At 62.4% G+C, this 17,636-nt stretch carries 12 protein-coding genes; 1 reads left to right on the top strand and 11 read right to left on the bottom strand.

What is annotated here, in order from left to right; all coding sequences use genetic code 11:
* Positions 1-47: 47 nt before the first annotated feature.
* Entirely contained in the window at positions 48-398 is a 351-nt protein-coding gene (locus APH25_RS08560; RefSeq protein WP_060481624.1) for a BON domain-containing protein, read from the top strand.
* Positions 399-507: 109 nt separating this feature from the next.
* Here the strand turns inward: APH25_RS08560 and APH25_RS08555 are convergent, their stop codons facing one another.
* From APH25_RS08555 to APH25_RS25460, 11 genes are all read right to left on the bottom strand, one after another.
* Positions 508-3,447 (bottom strand): DUF748 domain-containing protein, encoded by a 2,940-nt coding sequence (locus APH25_RS08555; RefSeq protein WP_060481623.1) that lies wholly within the window; start codon positions 3,445-3,447, stop codon positions 508-510.
* Positions 3,448-3,525: 78 nt separating this feature from the next.
* Positions 3,526-4,395: an oxygenase MpaB family protein gene (locus APH25_RS08550; RefSeq protein WP_060481622.1), complete on the bottom strand. Its 870-nt coding sequence runs from the start codon at positions 4,393-4,395 to the stop codon at positions 3,526-3,528.
* A 37-nt stretch (positions 4,396-4,432) separates the two neighbouring features.
* Positions 4,433-6,367, bottom strand: coding sequence for an acetate--CoA ligase (gene acs, locus APH25_RS08545; protein ID WP_060481621.1), 1,935 nt, complete (start codon positions 6,365-6,367; stop codon positions 4,433-4,435).
* A 147-nt stretch (positions 6,368-6,514) separates the two neighbouring features.
* Positions 6,515-8,179: a glucose-6-phosphate isomerase gene (pgi, locus tag APH25_RS08540; protein WP_060481620.1), complete on the bottom strand. Its 1,665-nt coding sequence runs from the start codon at positions 8,177-8,179 to the stop codon at positions 6,515-6,517.
* Between the two features lie 202 nt (positions 8,180-8,381).
* Entirely contained in the window at positions 8,382-9,245 is an 864-nt protein-coding gene (panC, locus tag APH25_RS08535; protein WP_028632612.1) for a pantoate--beta-alanine ligase, read from the bottom strand.
* Positions 9,242-10,042: a 3-methyl-2-oxobutanoate hydroxymethyltransferase gene (panB, locus tag APH25_RS08530; protein ID WP_060481619.1), complete on the bottom strand. Its 801-nt coding sequence runs from the start codon at positions 10,040-10,042 to the stop codon at positions 9,242-9,244. The genes panC and panB overlap by 4 nt, the downstream gene beginning before the upstream one ends.
* A gap of 272 nt (positions 10,043-10,314) precedes the next feature.
* Positions 10,315-10,794 carry a 2-amino-4-hydroxy-6-hydroxymethyldihydropteridine diphosphokinase gene (folK, locus tag APH25_RS08525; RefSeq protein WP_028632610.1) on the bottom strand — a complete coding sequence of 160 codons (480 nt, stop codon included), beginning with the start codon at positions 10,792-10,794 and terminating at the stop codon, positions 10,315-10,317.
* Positions 10,791-12,173, bottom strand: coding sequence for a polynucleotide adenylyltransferase PcnB (locus APH25_RS08520; protein ID WP_060481618.1), 1,383 nt, complete (start codon positions 12,171-12,173; stop codon positions 10,791-10,793). Before APH25_RS08520 ends, folK begins: the two co-directional genes overlap by 4 nt.
* Positions 12,174-12,914: 741 nt before the next feature.
* Positions 12,915-14,357 carry a sigma-54 dependent transcriptional regulator gene (locus APH25_RS08515; protein WP_060481617.1) on the bottom strand — a complete coding sequence of 481 codons (1,443 nt, stop codon included), beginning with the start codon at positions 14,355-14,357 and terminating at the stop codon, positions 12,915-12,917.
* A gap of 4 nt (positions 14,358-14,361) precedes the next feature.
* Positions 14,362-17,337, bottom strand: coding sequence for a sensor histidine kinase (locus APH25_RS08510; protein WP_177331160.1), 2,976 nt, complete (start codon positions 17,335-17,337; stop codon positions 14,362-14,364).
* Positions 17,321-17,497, bottom strand: coding sequence for a hypothetical protein (locus APH25_RS25460; RefSeq protein WP_003250005.1), 177 nt, complete (start codon positions 17,495-17,497; stop codon positions 17,321-17,323). Before APH25_RS25460 ends, APH25_RS08510 begins: the two co-directional genes overlap by 17 nt.
* Between the last annotated feature and the right edge of the window lie 139 nt (positions 17,498-17,636).

Raw genomic sequence — 17,636 nt, 5'->3', positions numbered from 1 at the left:
CGCCAGGACACAGGGCGCAGACCTTTCGAAAAACAGGAGTGACTCACATGAAGAAGTTCGCCATCGCTGCCGCTACTGCTACCGCTCTGACCCTGACCATGGCTAACGCCGCTTTCGCAGCCCAGGCCACTCAAGCGCCAATGATGCTTGCAGCTGGTGAGGCTACCAAAGCCAAAGAAGCTACTTCCGACACCTGGATCACCACCAAGGTCAAAGCTGATCTGCTGACCGAGAAAGGCATCCCAGGTAGCGACATCAAAGTCGAAACCAACAAGGGTGTGGTATCGCTGTCTTCGGACGTAAAGGTAACCGACTCCCAGAAAGAGATGGCCGTTGCCATCACCAAGAAAATCAAAGGCGTTCAGGCAGTTTCTGCTGACGGCCTGAAAGCAGAATAAGGATTGTCCCGCTGGCCAAATGGATTTGGCCAAACAAAAAAATCCGATACCAGCTGCTGGTATCGGATTTTTTTTGCCTGCTTGGTTTACGGTCTAGTTGGCCAACCCGTCACTCCGCATCCAGATGCAGCGGTGTCACAACCCGCCCATCCTGCTCCGGCTTGCCAAGGCTGGTATCAATGAAATACACCCGGTCATCCTGCAGCTTGCCCTTATCCACCAGGTAATCCTTGATACTGCTGGCTCGCTCTTGGCCCAACGTGCGCAGTAATGCGGTGCTTTCCGACCACGACTTGATCACCGCCTCGCGCAGCCGGGCCGCCCGCTCGTCACGCCCAAGCTGTTCCCACTCGGCAGGTGGCTGCTGTTTCAGGCGGGTGCGGTAGATGCCCTCAAGCATTGCCGGCTTGTCGCCATCGTCTACCGCCAGCATCGAGGCATTGGCCGGTACCTTGTCGCCGCGCCGCTGCAGGATCTTGTACCAGGTTGCCTGGTACTCACGCTCCAGGCGCTGCTGGGCAATCAACGGCCCGTCACTGGCCTGGGCGCTGGTACCCTCGATCTCAAGGCGCAGCTCGGGGCGCTTTTTCAACGCTTCTGCCAGCTTGTCCAGCGACGCCTGGGCATCACCGCCCAATTCGCTGGAGCCGGGTGCGAAGGCCACGGTGCCGAGGTCTTGCGAACCGCCGCCGGCGATCAGCCCGCCGATGAACTTGAACGGCGCCTGGGCCGCGCGCAGCACCAGGTTACGCAGGGTCTGCCAGACGATGGGCATTACACTGAACTGTGGGTTGTTCAGGTCGCCCGACACCGGCAGCTCGATGGAAATCTTGCCCTGGGTGTCTTTCAATAGCGCTACCGCCAGCCGGATTGGCAAGTCGACGGCATCCGGGCTGTCGACCTTCTCCCCAAGCTGCAATTGCTCCACCACCACCTTGTTCTCGGCCTTCAGTTGGCCCTTGGTGATCAGGTAATGCAGGTCCAGGTTCAGCCGGCCCTTGCGAATGCGATAGCCTGCGAACTTGCCTGAGTAGGGGGTGAGAGTGGTCAACTCCACGCGCTTGAAGCTGGTGGCGATATCCAGGCTTGCGAGTGGTTCGAACGGGTTGAGGGCACCTTTGATGGTGACCGGTGCGTAGCGGTCGACCTTGCCCTGGACTTCCACCTTGGCCGGCAGCGGTTTACGGTTATCAATGGTGCCAATTTGCCCGTTCAGCTGTTGCGCAGCCGTGGCGAAGTTGGGCGTGAGGGAGAGGTCGGCGAAATTCGCCGAACCGTCGTTGATCACGATCTGGCCAATATGCACACCCAGCGGCTTGTCGCCTTTGCTGGCAGCAGCAGGCTTGGCCTGTACCGTCGCCGGGGCGCTGGCTGGCTGTGGAATCAGCAGGTCGTTGATATTGGTGGTGCGGTCCTCGTTGATGATGAAGCGCGCATAAGGCTGTTGCAGGGTGACCTTGTCGATCGACAGCGCATCACCGTGCACGTAAGAGAGGCCATCAACGTCGACTTCTTGCCATTTCACGAAGTCACGGCTCTTGATGGTATCCAGCGTGTGCAACTGGCTCACCTGCGCCTTGCCCGTGACCGTCAAGGCCAGCGGGGCAGTGTTCTTCAGATCCACCTTGAGGTCGCTGGCTAGCATGCCGCTGCGCAGCTCCAGCAGGATGTAAGGGCTGATGTAGGCTTGCGCAAGGCGCAGGTCGATATCGTGGGTGTTTACGTCCAGTTTTGCCCATACCGGCGCCAGGTTCACCTGCCCGCTGGCCTGCAGCTTGCCTTGCTTGCCGACCCCGGTGTCGAGCCTGGCCTTGAAGGGCGTCTTGTTGAGGCTGTCGAACCCTTGCAAGTCGGCATTGAGCGGGCCTAGGTCGAGAGCCACCGGTTCCTTCTGGGTGCGGTCGGCCAGGTGCACCAGGTAATTACGTAACTGCACGTCCTTCAGAAGCACCTGCCAAGGCGTGCTGGGCTGGGTAGCGGCCGGCTGTTCAGGGGCTGGCCCGGCAGCCGCCGGTTCGGCTTTTTCCTTGGGCGTGGCCTTGGCCGGCTGGCTGGCGAACAGCTTCTGCCAATCAAGCTGGCCGTCCTTTTCCAGGGCGGCCCAGGTTTCCAGCTTGTCGCTGCGGACCTTGCCAACGGTCACCCGCTGCTTGACCAGGTCGACTGTGGTTTCACTCAATTCCAGGTTGGCAAGGCGCGCCAGGGGGCGCCCATCGGGGGCCTTGATGGCGAACGGTGCAATCCGCAGCGAGGCGTTTTCCAGCACCAACTCGGTCTTTTTTGCCAGGTTCAGGCGGTAGTGCGTATTCAGGCTCAGCTTGCCGTCCTCGAGCACAAGTGGCACAGCATCGCGCACATAAGGCCAGAACAACTTCATCTTGCCATCGGTGACCTTCAATGTGCCTTCGGAAGCGATGGGGGACAGGCTGAGGGTGCCTTGCCAATCGATGCGTCCGCCGTTGGGGCCGTTCGCAACCAAGGTCATGTCGGCATTGTCGTCGGGCAGGGTGCTGAGGTTCTTCAGCTCCAGGTTCATGTTGTCGTAGAGAAACTCGATGGGCTCGCTTGGGCGCTGGTCCTCGAAGCGCAGGTAGCCTTGTTCAAGCTTGATGCTGCCGATACGCAGGGGGAACGGCTTGCCCGGTGGCTCATCTGCCTTGGCGTTGCTGGGGGGGAGCTTGAACAGGCGCGCCAGGTTGAGCGTACCGTCCTTGGCGAACAACACCTCATTGCGCAGCTTGGCCAGTTCCACTGCCTCCAGGTGCAGGGCGCCGGTCCACAGGCTGTCCAGTGACAGGTTGGCGTAGAGTTTCTCGAAGGCCAGCTGTTCCTTGCCCGGTTCACCGATCTGCAGGCCCCACAGGGTCAGTTCCAGGCTGAACGGGTTGAATTCGAGCCGTTGCAGGTGCGCTGGTACGGTGGCGTACTGGGCCAGTTGTTGATTGGCGATACGCAGGGCTACACCGGGGAGGATGAAGAAGCCGAGCAGGCTGTAGAGGGCGACCAAAGCCAGCAGTGCGCCAGCGGCGCGCATCAATCCTTTGTACATGTATCGCTTCGTCTGTGCGGGCAGGGGGTGGTTGGAGTATGGCACGTTAAATCAGTTCCGCTGAGCGGGCGGCAGCGCTTACTCAATGCCCATGCGCCTGCGGGCGCGGTGGGCCGAGCCATCGCGCATCGCCCAGCGCAGCACTGGCGCGGTGCGTTGCAGGCCCAGCCGGATCATGCGCTGTTGCAGGGGGCCGTGCCCCAGGCCCAGTAATTGCTGCGCCCAGGCAGGCATCAGGTCGATGCCGGCGTGCAGCATCAGCTTGCCCACCGGTTGTGCCAGGCGGCTAGGGGCCGGGGCATCGAGCAGGATGCGGACCACGTCATGGCTGCGTGCATCGCAGCTGAGCTGAGGGCGCATATGCTGGAGATAATCCTCCACCTGCCGGCAGGTGCGTGGTACGTCGCGGGCCCCTAGGCGTTCCGCGACCAGTGCGATTTCGCCGTAGTACGCGTCCTGGTCAGTAACTGACAGGTGCGGGTCGCGGTAGCGCAGGTGCGCCGCCAGAAAGCTGCTCACTTCGGCCACGTGCACCCAGGTCAGCAGTTGTGGGTCGCTGGCGGCGTAAGGGCGGCCATCAGGCGCATGGCCGGTGACCTGCAGGTGAATCTGGCGCACCTTCTCTATCAGCCATTCGGCATCGGCGGTGGCGCCGAACGTAGTGCCAGAAATGAACTGGCTGGTGCGCCGCAGCCGGCCCAGCAAGTCATGACGGAAATTGGAATGGTCCCACACGCCGGCCAGCGCCAGAGGGTGCAGCAATTGCAGCATCAGGGCGCTGATGCCGCCCACCAGCATGCTCGGGAAGTCGCCATGCACCCGCCAGCAGAGGCTGTGGGGGCCGAACAGGCCAGGGTCGCCCTTGGGCGACTCCAGGTCGAGCTGGCCCAAAGCCAGCCCGGTAAGGCTCATGACCTGTTTTTCAATGCGGCGGCGTAGGGCTTCCATGGCGACCTGGGGTGCAGGGCGGCCAGGTGGCCGCCGGTTACTGATTGAGACGGGTGTCGATCAAGCCCTGTACCACGCCTGGGTCGGCCAGGGTGGAGGTATCCCCCAGGCTATCCAGTTCGTTGCAGGCGATCTTGCGCAGTATACGCCGCATGATCTTGCCCGAGCGGGTCTTGGGCAGTGCGGGTGCCCACTGGATCAATTCGGGCCGTGCGAAGCTGCCGATCTCCTTGCTGACCAATGCCAGCAGTTCTGCCTTCAATGCATCACCCGGTGTAACCCCGTTCATGGTAGTGACGAAGGCATAAACGCCCTGGCCCTTGAGGTCATGGGGGTAGCCGACCACGGCGGCTTCGGCAACGCTGTCATGCAGCACCAGCGCGCTCTCCACCTCGGCGGTGCCGATGCGGTGCCCCGAGACGTTGATCACATCATCGATGCGCCCGGTGATCCAGTAGTCACCGTCGGCGTCGCGGCGGGCGCCGTCGCCGGTGAAGTAGTAACCCGGCATCGGTTTGAAGTAGGTCTCGACCATGCGTGTGTGGTCGCCGTAGACGCTGCGGATTTGCGCCGGCCAGCTGGCCTTGATGACCAGCAGCCCCGCCCCGGGCCCTTCGATGACCTGGCCCTGCTCATCCAGCAGCACAGGTTGCACGCCGAACATGGGCTGGGTGGCGCAACCGGGTTTGAGGGTGGGGTTGCCGGGCAGCGGGGTAAGCATGATGCCGCCGGTCTCGGTTTGCCACCAGGTGTCGACGATGGGGCAGCGCTGCTGCCCGACTTCCTCGAAGTACCACTGCCAGGCCTCCGGGTTGATCGGCTCGCCAACGGTACCCAGCAGCCGCAGGCTATGGCGTGAGGTGCCTTGCAACGGCGCTGAACCTTCGCGCATCAGGGCGCGCAAGGCCGTAGGCGCGGTATAGAAGATATTCACCTGGTGCTTGTCCACCACCTGCCAGAACCGTGAGCTGTCCGGGTAGTTGGGCACGCCTTCATACATCAGCGAAATGGCACCGTTGGCCAGTGGGCCATAGACAATGTAGCTGTGACCGGTCACCCAGCCCACATCGGCCGTGCACCAGAACACCTCGCCGTCGCGGTAATCGAACACCACCTTGAAGGTCAGGGCCGCCTGCAGCAGATAACCGGCGGTGGTATGCAGTACACCCTTGGGTTTACCCGTGCTGCCGGAGGTGTAGAGGATGAACAGTGGGTCCTCGGCATCCATGGCTTCGGGCTGGCAGTGGTCACCGGCGTGCTCGGTAGCCTGGTGGTACCAGAGGTCGCGGCCCTCGCTCCAGTCAACCTCGCCGCCCGTGCGCTGTATCACAACCACTGTGCTTACGCCGGGGCAGCTGGCCAGGGCCTTGTCGACGTTCTGTTTGAGGGGGATGCGTTTGCCACCGCGCACGCCTTCGTCGGCGGTGATGACGGTGCGGCAGTCGGCATCCAGAATACGGTCACGCAATGCATCCGGGGAAAAGCCGCCGAATACCACCGAATGCACTGCGCCGATGCGCGTACAGGCCAGCATGGCAAAGGCCGCCTCGGGGATCATGGGCATATAGATGCAGATGCGGTCGCCCTTTTTCACGCCGCGCGCTTTCAAGGCATTGGCCAGGCGGCACACGTGCAGGTGCAGTTCGCGGTAGGTGATGGCCTTGGCATCGGCCGGGTCGTCACCCTCCCACAGCAGGGCAGTCTGATCCCCGCGCTGGGCCAGGTGGCGATCAATGCAGTTGTAGCTGACGTTGAGCTGGCCGCCTGCAAACCAGCAGGCATCGCCTGTATTCAGGTCGCACTGTTGCACCTGTTGCCAGGGTTTGATCCAGTGCAGGCGCTTGGCTTGTTCGGCCCAGAAGGTGTCTGGGTCGTCGACCGACTGGCGGTAGAGGCGGCGGTAGTCGTCTGGGGATAAAGCGGCTGCCTGACTGACGGCCAGGGCTTGCGGGTATTTGCGCAGATCGAACATGGCGGTGGTCCTGCTCTTGTAAGGGGCGATGGACGGCAACGGCTATTCGATAAGACAGTGTAGTGGAAGGGGGTGTTCAACCTGCTCCCGCCGGTTGCAACACACAGCTACAAAAGCCTGTGGGATACCGGTGGGAACAGGTAGGGACTAGCCCCGATGGCGGCCGCGGAAGTAGTTGATCAGGCCCTGGGTGGAGCCATCGTCAGCGGTGGTTTCAGTGCTGCCGACCAGGCGCTCGTAAACACCCTTGCCCAACTCTTTACCCAGCTCCACGCCCCACTGGTCGAAGGCGTTGATACCCCAGACCACGCTCTGCACGAACACCTTGTGCTCGTACATGGCTACCAGCGCACCCAGGCGGCGAGGGCTGATGCGTTCGACCACCAACGTGTTGCTTGGGCGGTTGCCCGGGATGACCTTGTGCGGCGCCAGTTTGGCGATGTCTGCTTCGTCCATGCCCTTGGCTCGCAGTTCTGCTTCGGCTTCTTCACGGGTTTTGCCGAGCATCAGGGCCTGGCTCTGGGACAGGCAGTTGGCATACAGCCATTGATGATGGTCGGCGACCGGGTTGAAGCTCACCACCGGGACAATGAAATCGGCGGGGATCAAGTGGGTGCCCTGGTGCAGCAACTGGTGATAAGCATGCTGGCCGTTGCAACCCACACCACCCCAGATCACCGGGCCGGTTTCAGTCTTCACCGGGGAGCCGTCCTGCAGCACGCTCTTGCCGTTGGACTCCATGTCCAGCTGCTGCAGGTGCTTGGTGATATTACGCAGGTAGTGGTCGTAGGGCAGGATCGCATGGCTGCTGGCGCCCCAGAAGTTGCCGTACCAAACGCCAAGCAAGGCCAGCAGCACCGGCATGTTCTTCTCGAACGGCGCGCTCTGGAAATGCTGGTCCATGGTGTAGGCGCCAGACAGCAGTTCCTTGAAGTTGGCAGTGCCGATGGCCAGTGCAATGGGCAGGCCGATGGCCGACCACAGGGAATAACGCCCACCCACCCAGTCCCACATCGGGAAGATGTTTTCTTCCCGGATACCGAAGGCCACGGCCGCAGCCTTGTTGCTGGATACGGCGATGAAGTGGCGGTAGAGCTCGGCTTCCGAGCCGCCCTGGGCCAGGTACCAAGTACGCGCCGCCATGGCGTTTTTCAAGGTTTCCAGCGTGTTGAACGACTTGGACGAGACGATGAACAGGGTGGTTTCGGCACGCAGGCTGGCCGACAGCTCGTGGAATTCGCTGCCGTCGATATTGGCCAGGTAATGGCAGCGTACCCCCCGCTGGGCGTAGGGCAGCAACGCTTCGGACACCAGCTCCGGGCCGAGGAAGGAGCCACCGATACCGATGTTGACCACATCGGTGATCGGTTTTTCGCTGTAGCCGCGCCACAGGCCGTCGTGGATGCGGCCGACCAGTTCGGTGATCTGGTTGAGCACTTTGTGCACTTCCGGCATGACGTTCACGCCGTTGACGCTCAGCTTGTCGCCGACCGGGCGGCGCAGTGCGGTGTGCAACACCGGGCGGCCTTCGGATGCGTTGATGATCTCGCCATTGAACATCGAGGTGATGGCGTCCTGCAGGCCCACTTCCTTGGCCAGGTTCACCAGCAGGTCGCGGGTTTGCTCGGTGATCAGGTTTTTCGAGTAGTCCAGGAACAGGCCACAGGAGCTCAGGGAAAACTGCTCGAAACGCTGGGGATCGGCGGCGAATGCCTCACGCATGCTGAAACCATGCATGGCATCGCGGTGTTGCTGAAGCGCCTGCCAGGCGGGCAGGGCCGTGACATCGTGTGGGTTACGGTAATACGCCATTGCGCGGGGTCCCTTGTGCATTGTGTTGCCTTGGACACGGCAGTCATTGCCGCGTTCAGACTGGCACCATTATAGGCAAAGGCCTCGCGCTGGGAATGGGTATCACCGGGGGATTTGGATGAAGCTTTTGCAGGGCCGGCAGCGCGTCAGGGCGGCTGTAGGAAAGGCCTTACCCAGGTGTAAGGCCGATCCGAAAAGATACCTACGCGGTTTTGTCTTCAACATGCAGGTAGAGGTTATCGATCAGCCGGGTTGTGCCCAGGTAAGCGGCGGCGATCAGCACCAGGTCGCGGTCATCGGGCAGCGCCGGGCGCAGGCTCACGGCATGACGCACTTCCAGGTAGTCCGGCCGCAGGCCGGCCGCGTTCAATTGCGCTTGCCCGTCGGCTGTCAGCGTCGCGAAATCGCGCTGCCCACGCGCGATGGCCGCGCCCAGGTGCTGCAGAATACGGTACAGGGCGGGGGCTTGCGCCCGCTGCTCCGGCGTGAGGTAGCCATTGCGTGAGGACAGTGCCAGGCCATCCTCGGCGCGTACGGTTGGCTGGCCGATGATCTGGATCGGCATGTTCAGGTCGCGGACCATGGCGCGTATCACCGCCAACTGCTGGTAGTCCTTTTCGCCGAAAACAGCGAGGTCCGGCTGCACCATGTTGAACAGCTTGCTGACCACGGTGGCCACACCTTCGAAGTGGCCTGGCCGGCTGGCGCCGCACAGGCCTTCGGACAGCTGCGGTACGCTGACCCGGGTCTGCACGCTGGCGCCGTCGGGGTACATTTCCTGAACGGCTGGGGCGAACAGCAGGTTGCAACCCGATTCCACCAGCAGTTGCTGGTCTGCAGCCAAGGTGCGCGGGTACGTGTCCAGGTCTTCATTGGCGCCGAATTGCAGCGGGTTGACGAAGATGCTCGCCACCACGAAGTCGGCGCACTGCGCGGCCTTTACCACCAGCGCGGCGTGGCCACTGTGCAGGTTGCCCATGGTGGGCACGAACCCGACACGCTTGCCTTCGCTGCGGGCCCTGGCCACGGCTGCGCGCAGTTCGCGAACGGTCTTGACTGTATTCATGCGCTGAACCCGTGTTCGCTGGCTGGGAAGCTGACCTTTTTGACTGCCTGTACATAGGCTGCAAGGGCGCTGTCGATATCTGGCTGGCCGTGCATGAAGTTTTTAACGAACCTGGCCACCCGGCCACTGAGCGACAACCCCAGCATATCGTGCAGCACCAGCACCTGCCCGTCAGTGGCGCTGCCCGCACCAATGCCGATAACCGGCACGCCGGCGGCCTGGGTGATCTGCGCAGCCAGTTCGCTGGGCACGCACTCGAGCAACAGCATGGCGGCGCCTGCCTGCTCCAGGGCTTTGGCATCGGCCCGCAGCTGGGCCGCCTGGGCTTCCTCACGGCCTTGCACCTTGTAGCCGCCCAGAACGTTGACGGTCTGCGGCGTCAGGCCCAGGTGGGCGCACACCGGCACGCCCCGTTGGGCCAGCTGGGTGATGGTTTCGGCCAACCATGCGGCGCCCTCGATCTTGACCATATGTGCACCGGCCTGCATCAGGGCCGCGCTGTTGGTAAAGGCCGCTTCCGGGGTGGCATGTGCCATGAACGGGAGGTCGGCGAGGATCAGCGCGCCGTGGTTGCCCCGTTTCACGCAGGCTGTGTGGTAGGCCATGTCTGCGGTGCTGACCGGCAGGGTGCTGTCGTGGCCTTGCAGGACCATGCCAAGGGAGTCGCCCACCAGCAGTACTTCGACACCGGCCTGGCTGGCGGCCTTGGCGAACGTCGCGTCGTAGCAGGTCAGCATGGTGATTTTTTCACCCTTGGCTTTCAGGCCATTGAGGGTGGAAAGGGTTACTTCAGGCATGTAGAAAATTCCTCGTTCAGGCGCTGTAGGAAACGACTGCGTTCAACCTGTGTAGTCATTTTCCGGAGCGGCACATCATCGCGTGTGATGTTCGGGCACAGGTCCGTCCGGGCCTAGATACGGGTTTATACGGGTGCGCGGCATCAGGGTGCCACACGGGACGCCTATAGTCGTGAGCGAGGTGGGGGAAGTCAATCACCCTGTTACCGCATTGTTACGATCAGGGTGTTACTGGCGTTACCGGGCCGCGTATGGGCGGCGAAGGGCACTGGTTACAGGCGTTCCAGCCCCGCGTACGGGCACGCCTCAAGCAGTTGTGCGAGGCGGCGGCCATCGGCCAGCTGAAAATCCGCGGGTACCAGCTCAGCCAAGGGGTACAGCACGAAAGGCCGTGCATGCATATGGTAGTGGGGTACTTGCAGGCGCGGCAGGTCGAGCACCTGGTCGCCGAACAGCAGGATATCCAGGTCCAGCGTACGCGGGCCCCAGCGTTCCTTGCGTACGCGGCCCTGGTCGTTCTCGATGGCCTGCAACGCATCGAGCAGGGCCAGGGGCGCCAGGGCAGTGTCCAGCGCGGCAACGGCGTTGGTGTAACGCGGCTGGCCGGGCAACAAGGAGTCGCTGGTGTACAACGCCGAGGCCGAGACCAGGCGGCTTGTCGCGATCTCGCCAAGTGCCTGCAACGCACTTCGCAACTGGTGTGCAGGTGCGTCCAGGTTACTGCCCAGACCGATGTAGGCGCGAACTGTCACTCGAATGCCTCTTCGCCACCACGCTTGCGTTTGCTGCCGCTACGTTTGCGCTTGCGCATACTGCCGCCTTCGTCCCGGCTGCCAAGGTCGCGGATCATGTCGCGGCGCTCGCTGTCGTTGGCGTCCTGGTAGTCAGTCCACCACTGGCCGAGCTCGTCGGTTTCTTCACCGGCACTTTCCCGCAGCAGCAGGAAGTCGTAACCGGCGCGGAAGCGTGGGTTGTCCAGCAGCATGTCGGCACGCTTGCCACTGCGTCGCGGCAGGCGCTCCTGCATGTCCCAGATTTCGCGAATAGGCAGGGTGAAGCGCTTGGGGATGGCAATGCGCGCGCACTGCTCGGCGATCAGGTCGTGGGCCGCGCCGTTCATGGCCGGAATAGGCGGCACACCCTGGCTTTGCAGGTGCAGTACACGGGCTGGCAGGGCAGGCCACAACAGTGCGGCGAACAGGAACGCCGGGGTGACCGGTTTGCCTTGTTTGACGCGCAGGTCGGTATTGTTGAGTGCCTGGCTGATCAGCGTGTGGGTGTAGGTGGGGCGTTCGTCCAAGGCATGCGCGCTGGCGGGGAACAGCGGCTCGAAAAGCTGCAGGTCTACCAGCATTTCAAAGGCGAGCGCGCCGTGGCCGGACAGGAACAGCTTCAGGCTTTCTTCGAACAGGCGCGCTGGCGGGATTTCCCGCAGCAGCGGTGCCAGTTCGCGGATAGGCTGCACCGTGTGTTTTTCGATGCCGAAGTCGAGCTTGGCTGCGAAGCGCACAGCACGCAGCATGCGTACAGGGTCTTCCTGGTAGCGATGGGTGGGGTCGCCGATCAGGCGCAACAGGCGATTGCGCACATCGTGCACGCCGTTGGCGTAGTCCAGGATACGCTCGCTGACCGGGTCGTAGTACAAGGCATTGATGGTGAAGTCGCGGCGCTGCGCGTCTTCCTCCAGGGTGCCGTATACGTTGTCGCGCAGAATGCGGCCGTTGGCGTTATGCGACGAACGGTGGCTGTCACCCTGGTCATCCTCGGAGTGCGGCGCACGGAACGTGGCGACCTCGATGATTTCACGGCCAAAGTGCACGTGAACCAGCTTGAAACGCCGGCCGATGATGCGCGCATTGCGGAACTCGGCCCGTACCTGCTCGGGCGTGGCGCTGGTGGCGACGTCGAAGTCTTTGGGTGTGATGCCCAGCATCAGGTCGCGGACACAACCACCCACCAGATAAGCCTGGTAGCCGGCGCTTTGCAGGCGCTCCACGATATTGACCGCGTGGCGACTGAACTGGTGGCGCTGCAGCGAATGCTGGCTCTTGTTGATCACCTCAGGCGTGGTGCGCCTGTGATGCTGGCCCGTCACGGGCGGGCGGAACGACTGGAACAGCTTCTTCAGCATGGGATGCACTGTTTGAAGGAATGTTCGGCCAAGGATAAGAGAATGGCCGCATGATGGGCGGGGATTCTAGCATTTACTGACGGGATGGTGTAGGCGGTCGCAGAATGCCTGCCAGAAGGGTAGAAACGACAAGGGGAGCCTAAGCTCCCCAAGAAGTCGTTGCGTGCTCTTATTGTTTTTGTACGGGCTTCTTGTTTTTGTTGAGTGCCCTGCCATCAAGCTCGAAGCTTGTGGACTACCCCTAAACCAGGGGTAAAGAGCAAACGGATTGCTTTGGTCGCTGATGCCATGTTGATCTGTCGATCCAATCAGTTCAGGCGCTGCTTTTTAGTGCAGTTTTTGTTGTTCTCTGCCTGATCGTGGGGCAAGCCCCAAACATCCATCCTCTCCAAAAGAATCAGTTAGCTGCGCCTCCGCCGTCTTGTTCTTATTGTGCGTGAGCCGTTTCGTCTTGTTCTTATTGTGGGTTGCAGTGCTTGTTATTGTTTTTGTACTAAGCATATAGCAGGAGCCGTGCCAACTTTGGCAGCGCCAGTAAACACGGGGGGTTGGGGTTTTTCGCGGGGAGCGGGGGCGGGTGAAATGTAGAAATTTCGTTACCGAACGCCTCGTTACTGTTACGTCGGCAGGGGGTGGGTAACAGATTTTTACGGTGGGTAGTGTGGGGACAGGGCCCGCAGGGGGCGAACGTCGCGAGTGCCTATCGGGGAGCATACCCGGCAAGCACCCGCGATGATGGGGTCACTCGCTGGTTGCGTTGCTCTTGCGCCGCGGAATGCCCAGGCGCTGGCGGCGTTCCCACAGGCACTTGCGGCTGACCCCAAGCTTGCGTGCCAGCTCGGTTTCGGTCATGTGGTCCTGGTGCTCCAGCACGAAATGCTGGAAGTAGTCTTCCAGTGACAAGTCCTCGGTAGGCTCATGGCTGGCATTGCCGGCGCTGGCAACGGCCAGTGCGTTGTCCAGCAGTTCATCTTCTTCAAGGTCGCTCAACTCGATGTCGATGCCCAGCAGCTCTGCGGAGATCTCCGGGCTCTCGCTGAGGATCACCGCCCGCTCGACCGCGTTTTCCAGCTCCCGCACGTTGCCCGGCCAGCTGTAATGACGGATGGCTTGCTCGGCCTCTGGCGAGAACTGCAGGTCGTCACGGCCAATACGGGCACTTTGCCGTGCCAGGAAGGCACTGGCGATTTCGTTCACATCGCTGCCGCGCTCGCGCAGGGCTGGCAGCTTCAGGGCGATAACGTGCAGGCGGTAATAGAGGTCTTCACGGAACTGGCCGGCCTTGGCCAGGTTCTTCAGGTCACGGTGCGTGGCGGCGATAAGGCGAACGTCCACCTTCTGCGATTGCACAGAACCCACCCGGCGAATTTCACCTTCTTGCAGCACCCGCAGCAGGCGGGCTTGGGCTTCCAGGGGCAGTTCGCCGATTTCATCAAGGAACAGTGTGCCGCCGTCCGCCGCTTCTACCAGGCCAGCCCTGCCGGCGCTGGCGCCAGTGAACGCGCCTTTTTCGTGGCCGAACAGCTCGGACTCGATCAACGTCTCGGGGATGGCGGCGCAGTTCACCGAAATCATCGGTGCCTTGGCGCGGCGCGACAGGTTGTGCAGGGCGCGGGCAACGAGCTCTTTGCCGGTACCTGATTCACCTTGGATCAGTACATTGGAATCGGTGGGTGCCACCTTGCGGATCTTGCTGAACATGTCCTGCATCGGCGGGCACGAGCCGATGATGCCGATCTCGCCATTGGCCGAGGCCGCTGCACTCTTGTCTGCGGCCGCCGCCTTGCCGGCCGCGGGCCGTGGCTCAGCCACCGGTGCAGGTGCCGGGGCGTTCTGCCGGTCGCGCAGGATGCGTGCTACGGCCTGGAGCATTTCGTCGTGATCGAACGGCTTGGCGATATAGTCGACCGCACCCATCTTCATCGAATCCACGGCCGAGCGCAGGCTGGCGTAGCTGGTCATGATCAGTACCGGGGTACCCTGCCCAAGCTTGATCAGCTCGGTGCCAGGGGCGCCGGGCAGGCGCAGGTCGCTGACGATCAGGTCGAAGGTGGCAATGCTGAAGCGTTCCTGGGCTTCCTGCACCGAGCCGGCTTCGCTGACCTGGTACTGGTTCCGCTCAAGCAGGCGACGCAGGGCCGAGCGGATAATGGTTTCGTCTTCGACGATCAGAATATGCGGCATTGATTCAATTCTCTCGACGGTCTCGAATGTCAGGGGACGTCGCTACGACATGCCGGGGCAGGGTCACGCGGATCCGTGTGCCACGTTGCCGTTCGGTGTCGGCCGGGCTGTCGATGGTAATTTGTCCATAATGCTCTTCCACGATGGAATAGACCAGCGCGAGCCCCAGTCCGGTTCCCTCGCCCGGGTCCTTGGTGGTGAAGAACGGTTCGAAGAGGCGGTCCATGATGTTCTTCGGGATACCGCTGCCTTCGTCTTCGACGATCAGGTCAACGGTGTGCTCGCACGCGGTACTGCGCACCCGCACGGCGCTGCCGGGCGGCGAAGCATCACGGGCGTTGGACAGCAGGTTGATCAGTACCTGCGCCAGGCGCTGTGGGTCGCCTTCGGCCCAGTGGTCCGGGTCGCACAGGTTGAAGAACTGCACCTCGAAATTGCGCCGGTTCAGGGCCAGCAGGCCAATCGCGTCCTGCGCCACCTCCGCCAGGCACACGGGCTCCTCGCTGTTCTGGTGGCTGCCGCCCGCATGGGCAAAGCTCATCAGCGACTGCACGATGCGCGAGACACGCTTGGTCTGTTCAAGGATCTGGCTGGACAACTCGATGATTTCGCTGTCGCCTTCGCGCTCTTCGCGCAGGTTCTGGGCGAGGCAGGCAATGCCAGTGATCGGGTTGCCGATTTCGTGCGCCACACCCGCCGCCAGGCGGCCGATGCTGGCCAGGCGCTCGGAGTGCACCAGCTTGTCCTCCAGCGCCTGGGTTTCGGTGAGGTCTTCCACCAGCAGCACCAGGCCGCTGTTACCCGGGGCCAGCGGCTCGTCGATGGCAGCTTTGTGCAGGTTCAGCCAGCGCGGTTGGCCATCGAGGGCCAGGCGCTGCTTGTGCAGGTGTTCGTCGGGGACGTTGATAAAGCCCAGCAGCAACCCGCGCCAGGGTTCGTCGATGGTGATCAGCCGCGAGCCCACCACGTGCTTGGCGGCGATGCCGGTCAGTTCCTCCATGGCCTTGTTCCACATCAGGATCTCCTGGTCCTTGGCCAGCGAGCAGACGCCCATGGGCAGCTCTTGCAAGGTCTGGCGGTGGTAGCGGCGCAGGGCGTCGAGTTCGGCGGCAAGGCCGGTGAGGCGTGAGTGGTAGTCCTCGAGCCGGCTTTCGATGAAGTGGATGTCCTCGGTCACGTAGTTATCGTTACCGGACTTGTAGGGCAGGAACGTCTCGACCATGTCCTGGGCCACGCTCGGCCCCATCAGGCCTGACAGGTTGGCCTCGATGCGATCGCGCAAACGGCGCAGGGCATACGGACGGCGCTCGTCGAACGGCAAGTACAGGTCGCGCAACGCCTGCTCCACCTCTTTTTGCGCGGCCTTGGCACCCAGGGGTTTGGCCAGCTGGGTGGCGAATTCCTGCGGGGAGGCGGCGTGCAGCTCGCGGCGCTGAGGGCGGCGTACGTTGTCCACGGCGCAGGCTTCGGCCGCGCCCATCTCTTCGTTACTGGCGTTGGTGAACAGCGAGATCAAGGTGAACAGCAGCACGTTGGCGGCCAGCGAAGCGATGGCGGCCATGTGCCAACTGGTGTCATCCAGTACGTAGATCATGTCCAGCAGCGGGATGTAGAAGCCTTGCAGGTTACCCAGCAGCGGTAACAGCATGGTGCCCATCCACACCAGGGTGCCGGCCAGCAGCCCGGCAATGAACCCGCGACGGTTGGCCGTAGGCCAGTACAGCACCGAGAGCACGCCTGGCAGGAACTGCAAGGTGGCGACGAAGGCGACGATGCCGAGGTTGGCCAGGCTCTGGTGGTTGCTCTGGGTGAGGTAGAACATGAAGCCGGCGGTGATGATGGCAACGATCAGCGCCCGGCGAGTCCACTTCAACCAGCGGTAGATGTTGCCCTCGGCCGGCGGCTGGTACAGCGGCAATACGAGGTGGTTGAGGGCCATACCCGACAGCGCCAGGGTCGTGACGATGATCAGGCCACTGGCCGCCGACAATCCGCCCACATAGGCCAGCAACGCCAGGGCCTGGTTATTGGCAGCAATGCCCAGCCCCAGGGTGAAGTATTCCGGGTTGGTACTGGCCCCCAGGCGCAGACCAGCCCACAGCACCAGTGGCACCGCCAGGCTCATCAGCAGCAGGAACAGGGGCAGGCCCCAGCTGGCGCTGACCAGCGAGCGCGGGTTGAGGTTTTCAGTAAACGCCATGTGGTACATGTGCGGCATGACGATGGCCGAGGCGAAGAACACCAGCAGCAGGGTGCGCCATGGGCCTTCCTGCAGCGGTGTATGCAGGGCGGCCAGGGCCGTCTGGTTCTGCAGCAGCCACACTTCCAGCCCGTGCGGGCCACCGAACACGCCATACAGGGCGTACAGGCCGATACCGCCCAGGGCCAGCAGCTTGATCACCGACTCGAAGGCGATGGCGAACACCAGGCCTTCGTGCTTTTCGCGGGTGGCAATGTGCCGTGAGCCGAAAAAAATGGTGAACAAGGTGATCAGTGCACAGAATGCCAGGGCTACCCTGGCCTTGACCGGTTCACCCGTGAGGATACTGATGGAGTCCGCCACCGCCTGGATCTGCAGGGCCAGCAATGGCAGTACGCCGATCAGCATGATGACGGTGGTGAGGGCGCCCGCCCAGGTACTGCGGAAACGAAACGCCAGCAGGTCGGCCAGCGAAGACAGCTGGTAGGTGCGGGTGATCTTCAGAATCGGGTACAGCAGCACCGGCGCCAGCAGGAATGCCCCCGAAACCCCCAGGTAACAGGCCAGAAAACCATAACCGTATTGGTAGGCGAGCCCCACCGAACCGTAGAACGCCCAGGCGCTGGCGTAGACGCCCAGCGACAGGGTGTAGGTCAGTGGATGGCGGATGATCGAGCGCGGGATCAGCCCCCGCTCGCTGACCCAGGCCACGCCGAACAGCACCATGAGGTAGCCGGCGCTGATCAGGATCATCTGGGTGAGGCTAAAGCTCATCGGCATCTCGTTGGCTCTGCAGGATGAAGGTGACGACGATCAGGATCAGCCAGAGCAGGTAGGGGCGGTACCAGGCTCCGGTCGGTTCGATCCACCAGTCCATGATGGCCGGGGAGAACAGGTAGATCCCCACGACCAGAAGCAGGACCAAACGATAGATGTACATGCTGGCCTCGAGGGTTGGGCGCTGAGGGCGTGAACCTATTATTGGCGCAAATGGCTGGGCGGATGCTAGCGGGAATCGATGGAGTTAGCCAAGGGTTTGAATTTGCTGGGCTTTTGATTTCTGTGTGGCTTGCGTGTGG

Source organism: Pseudomonas sp. NBRC 111119, from assembly GCF_001320125.1.
In the GTDB taxonomy this organism is placed as follows: domain Bacteria; phylum Pseudomonadota; class Gammaproteobacteria; order Pseudomonadales; family Pseudomonadaceae; genus Aquipseudomonas; species Aquipseudomonas parafulva.
Note: the sequence above shows the minus strand (reverse complement) of the source record. Positions and strands in the feature narration are given on the sequence as shown.

Excerpts from the sequence above, each read along its gene's own strand:
- APH25_RS08560 (WP_060481624.1), top strand. The coding sequence starts at position 48 with ATGAAGAAGTTCGCCATCGCTGCCGCTACTGCTACCGCTCTGACCCTG.
- pgi (WP_060481620.1), bottom strand. The coding sequence starts at position 8,179 with ATGGCGTATTACCGTAACCCACACGATGTCACGGCCCTGCCCGCCTGG.
- APH25_RS25460 (WP_003250005.1), bottom strand. The coding sequence starts at position 17,497 with ATGTACATCTATCGTTTGGTCCTGCTTCTGGTCGTGGGGATCTACCTG.
- APH25_RS08520 (WP_060481618.1), bottom strand. The coding sequence starts at position 12,173 with ATGCTGAAGAAGCTGTTCCAGTCGTTCCGCCCGCCCGTGACGGGCCAG.
- APH25_RS08510 (WP_177331160.1), bottom strand. The coding sequence starts at position 17,337 with ATGCCGATGAGCTTTAGCCTCACCCAGATGATCCTGATCAGCGCCGGC.
- panB (WP_060481619.1), bottom strand. The coding sequence starts at position 10,042 with ATGCCTGAAGTAACCCTTTCCACCCTCAATGGCCTGAAAGCCAAGGGT.
- APH25_RS08515 (WP_060481617.1), bottom strand. The coding sequence starts at position 14,357 with ATGCCGCATATTCTGATCGTCGAAGACGAAACCATTATCCGCTCGGCC.
- acs (WP_060481621.1), bottom strand. The coding sequence starts at position 6,367 with ATGTTCGATCTGCGCAAATACCCGCAAGCCCTGGCCGTCAGTCAGGCA.
- panC (WP_028632612.1), bottom strand. The coding sequence starts at position 9,245 with ATGAATACAGTCAAGACCGTTCGCGAACTGCGCGCAGCCGTGGCCAGG.
- APH25_RS08555 (WP_060481623.1), bottom strand. The coding sequence starts at position 3,447 with ATGTACAAAGGATTGATGCGCGCCGCTGGCGCACTGCTGGCTTTGGTC.
- APH25_RS08550 (WP_060481622.1), bottom strand. The coding sequence starts at position 4,395 with ATGGAAGCCCTACGCCGCCGCATTGAAAAACAGGTCATGAGCCTTACC.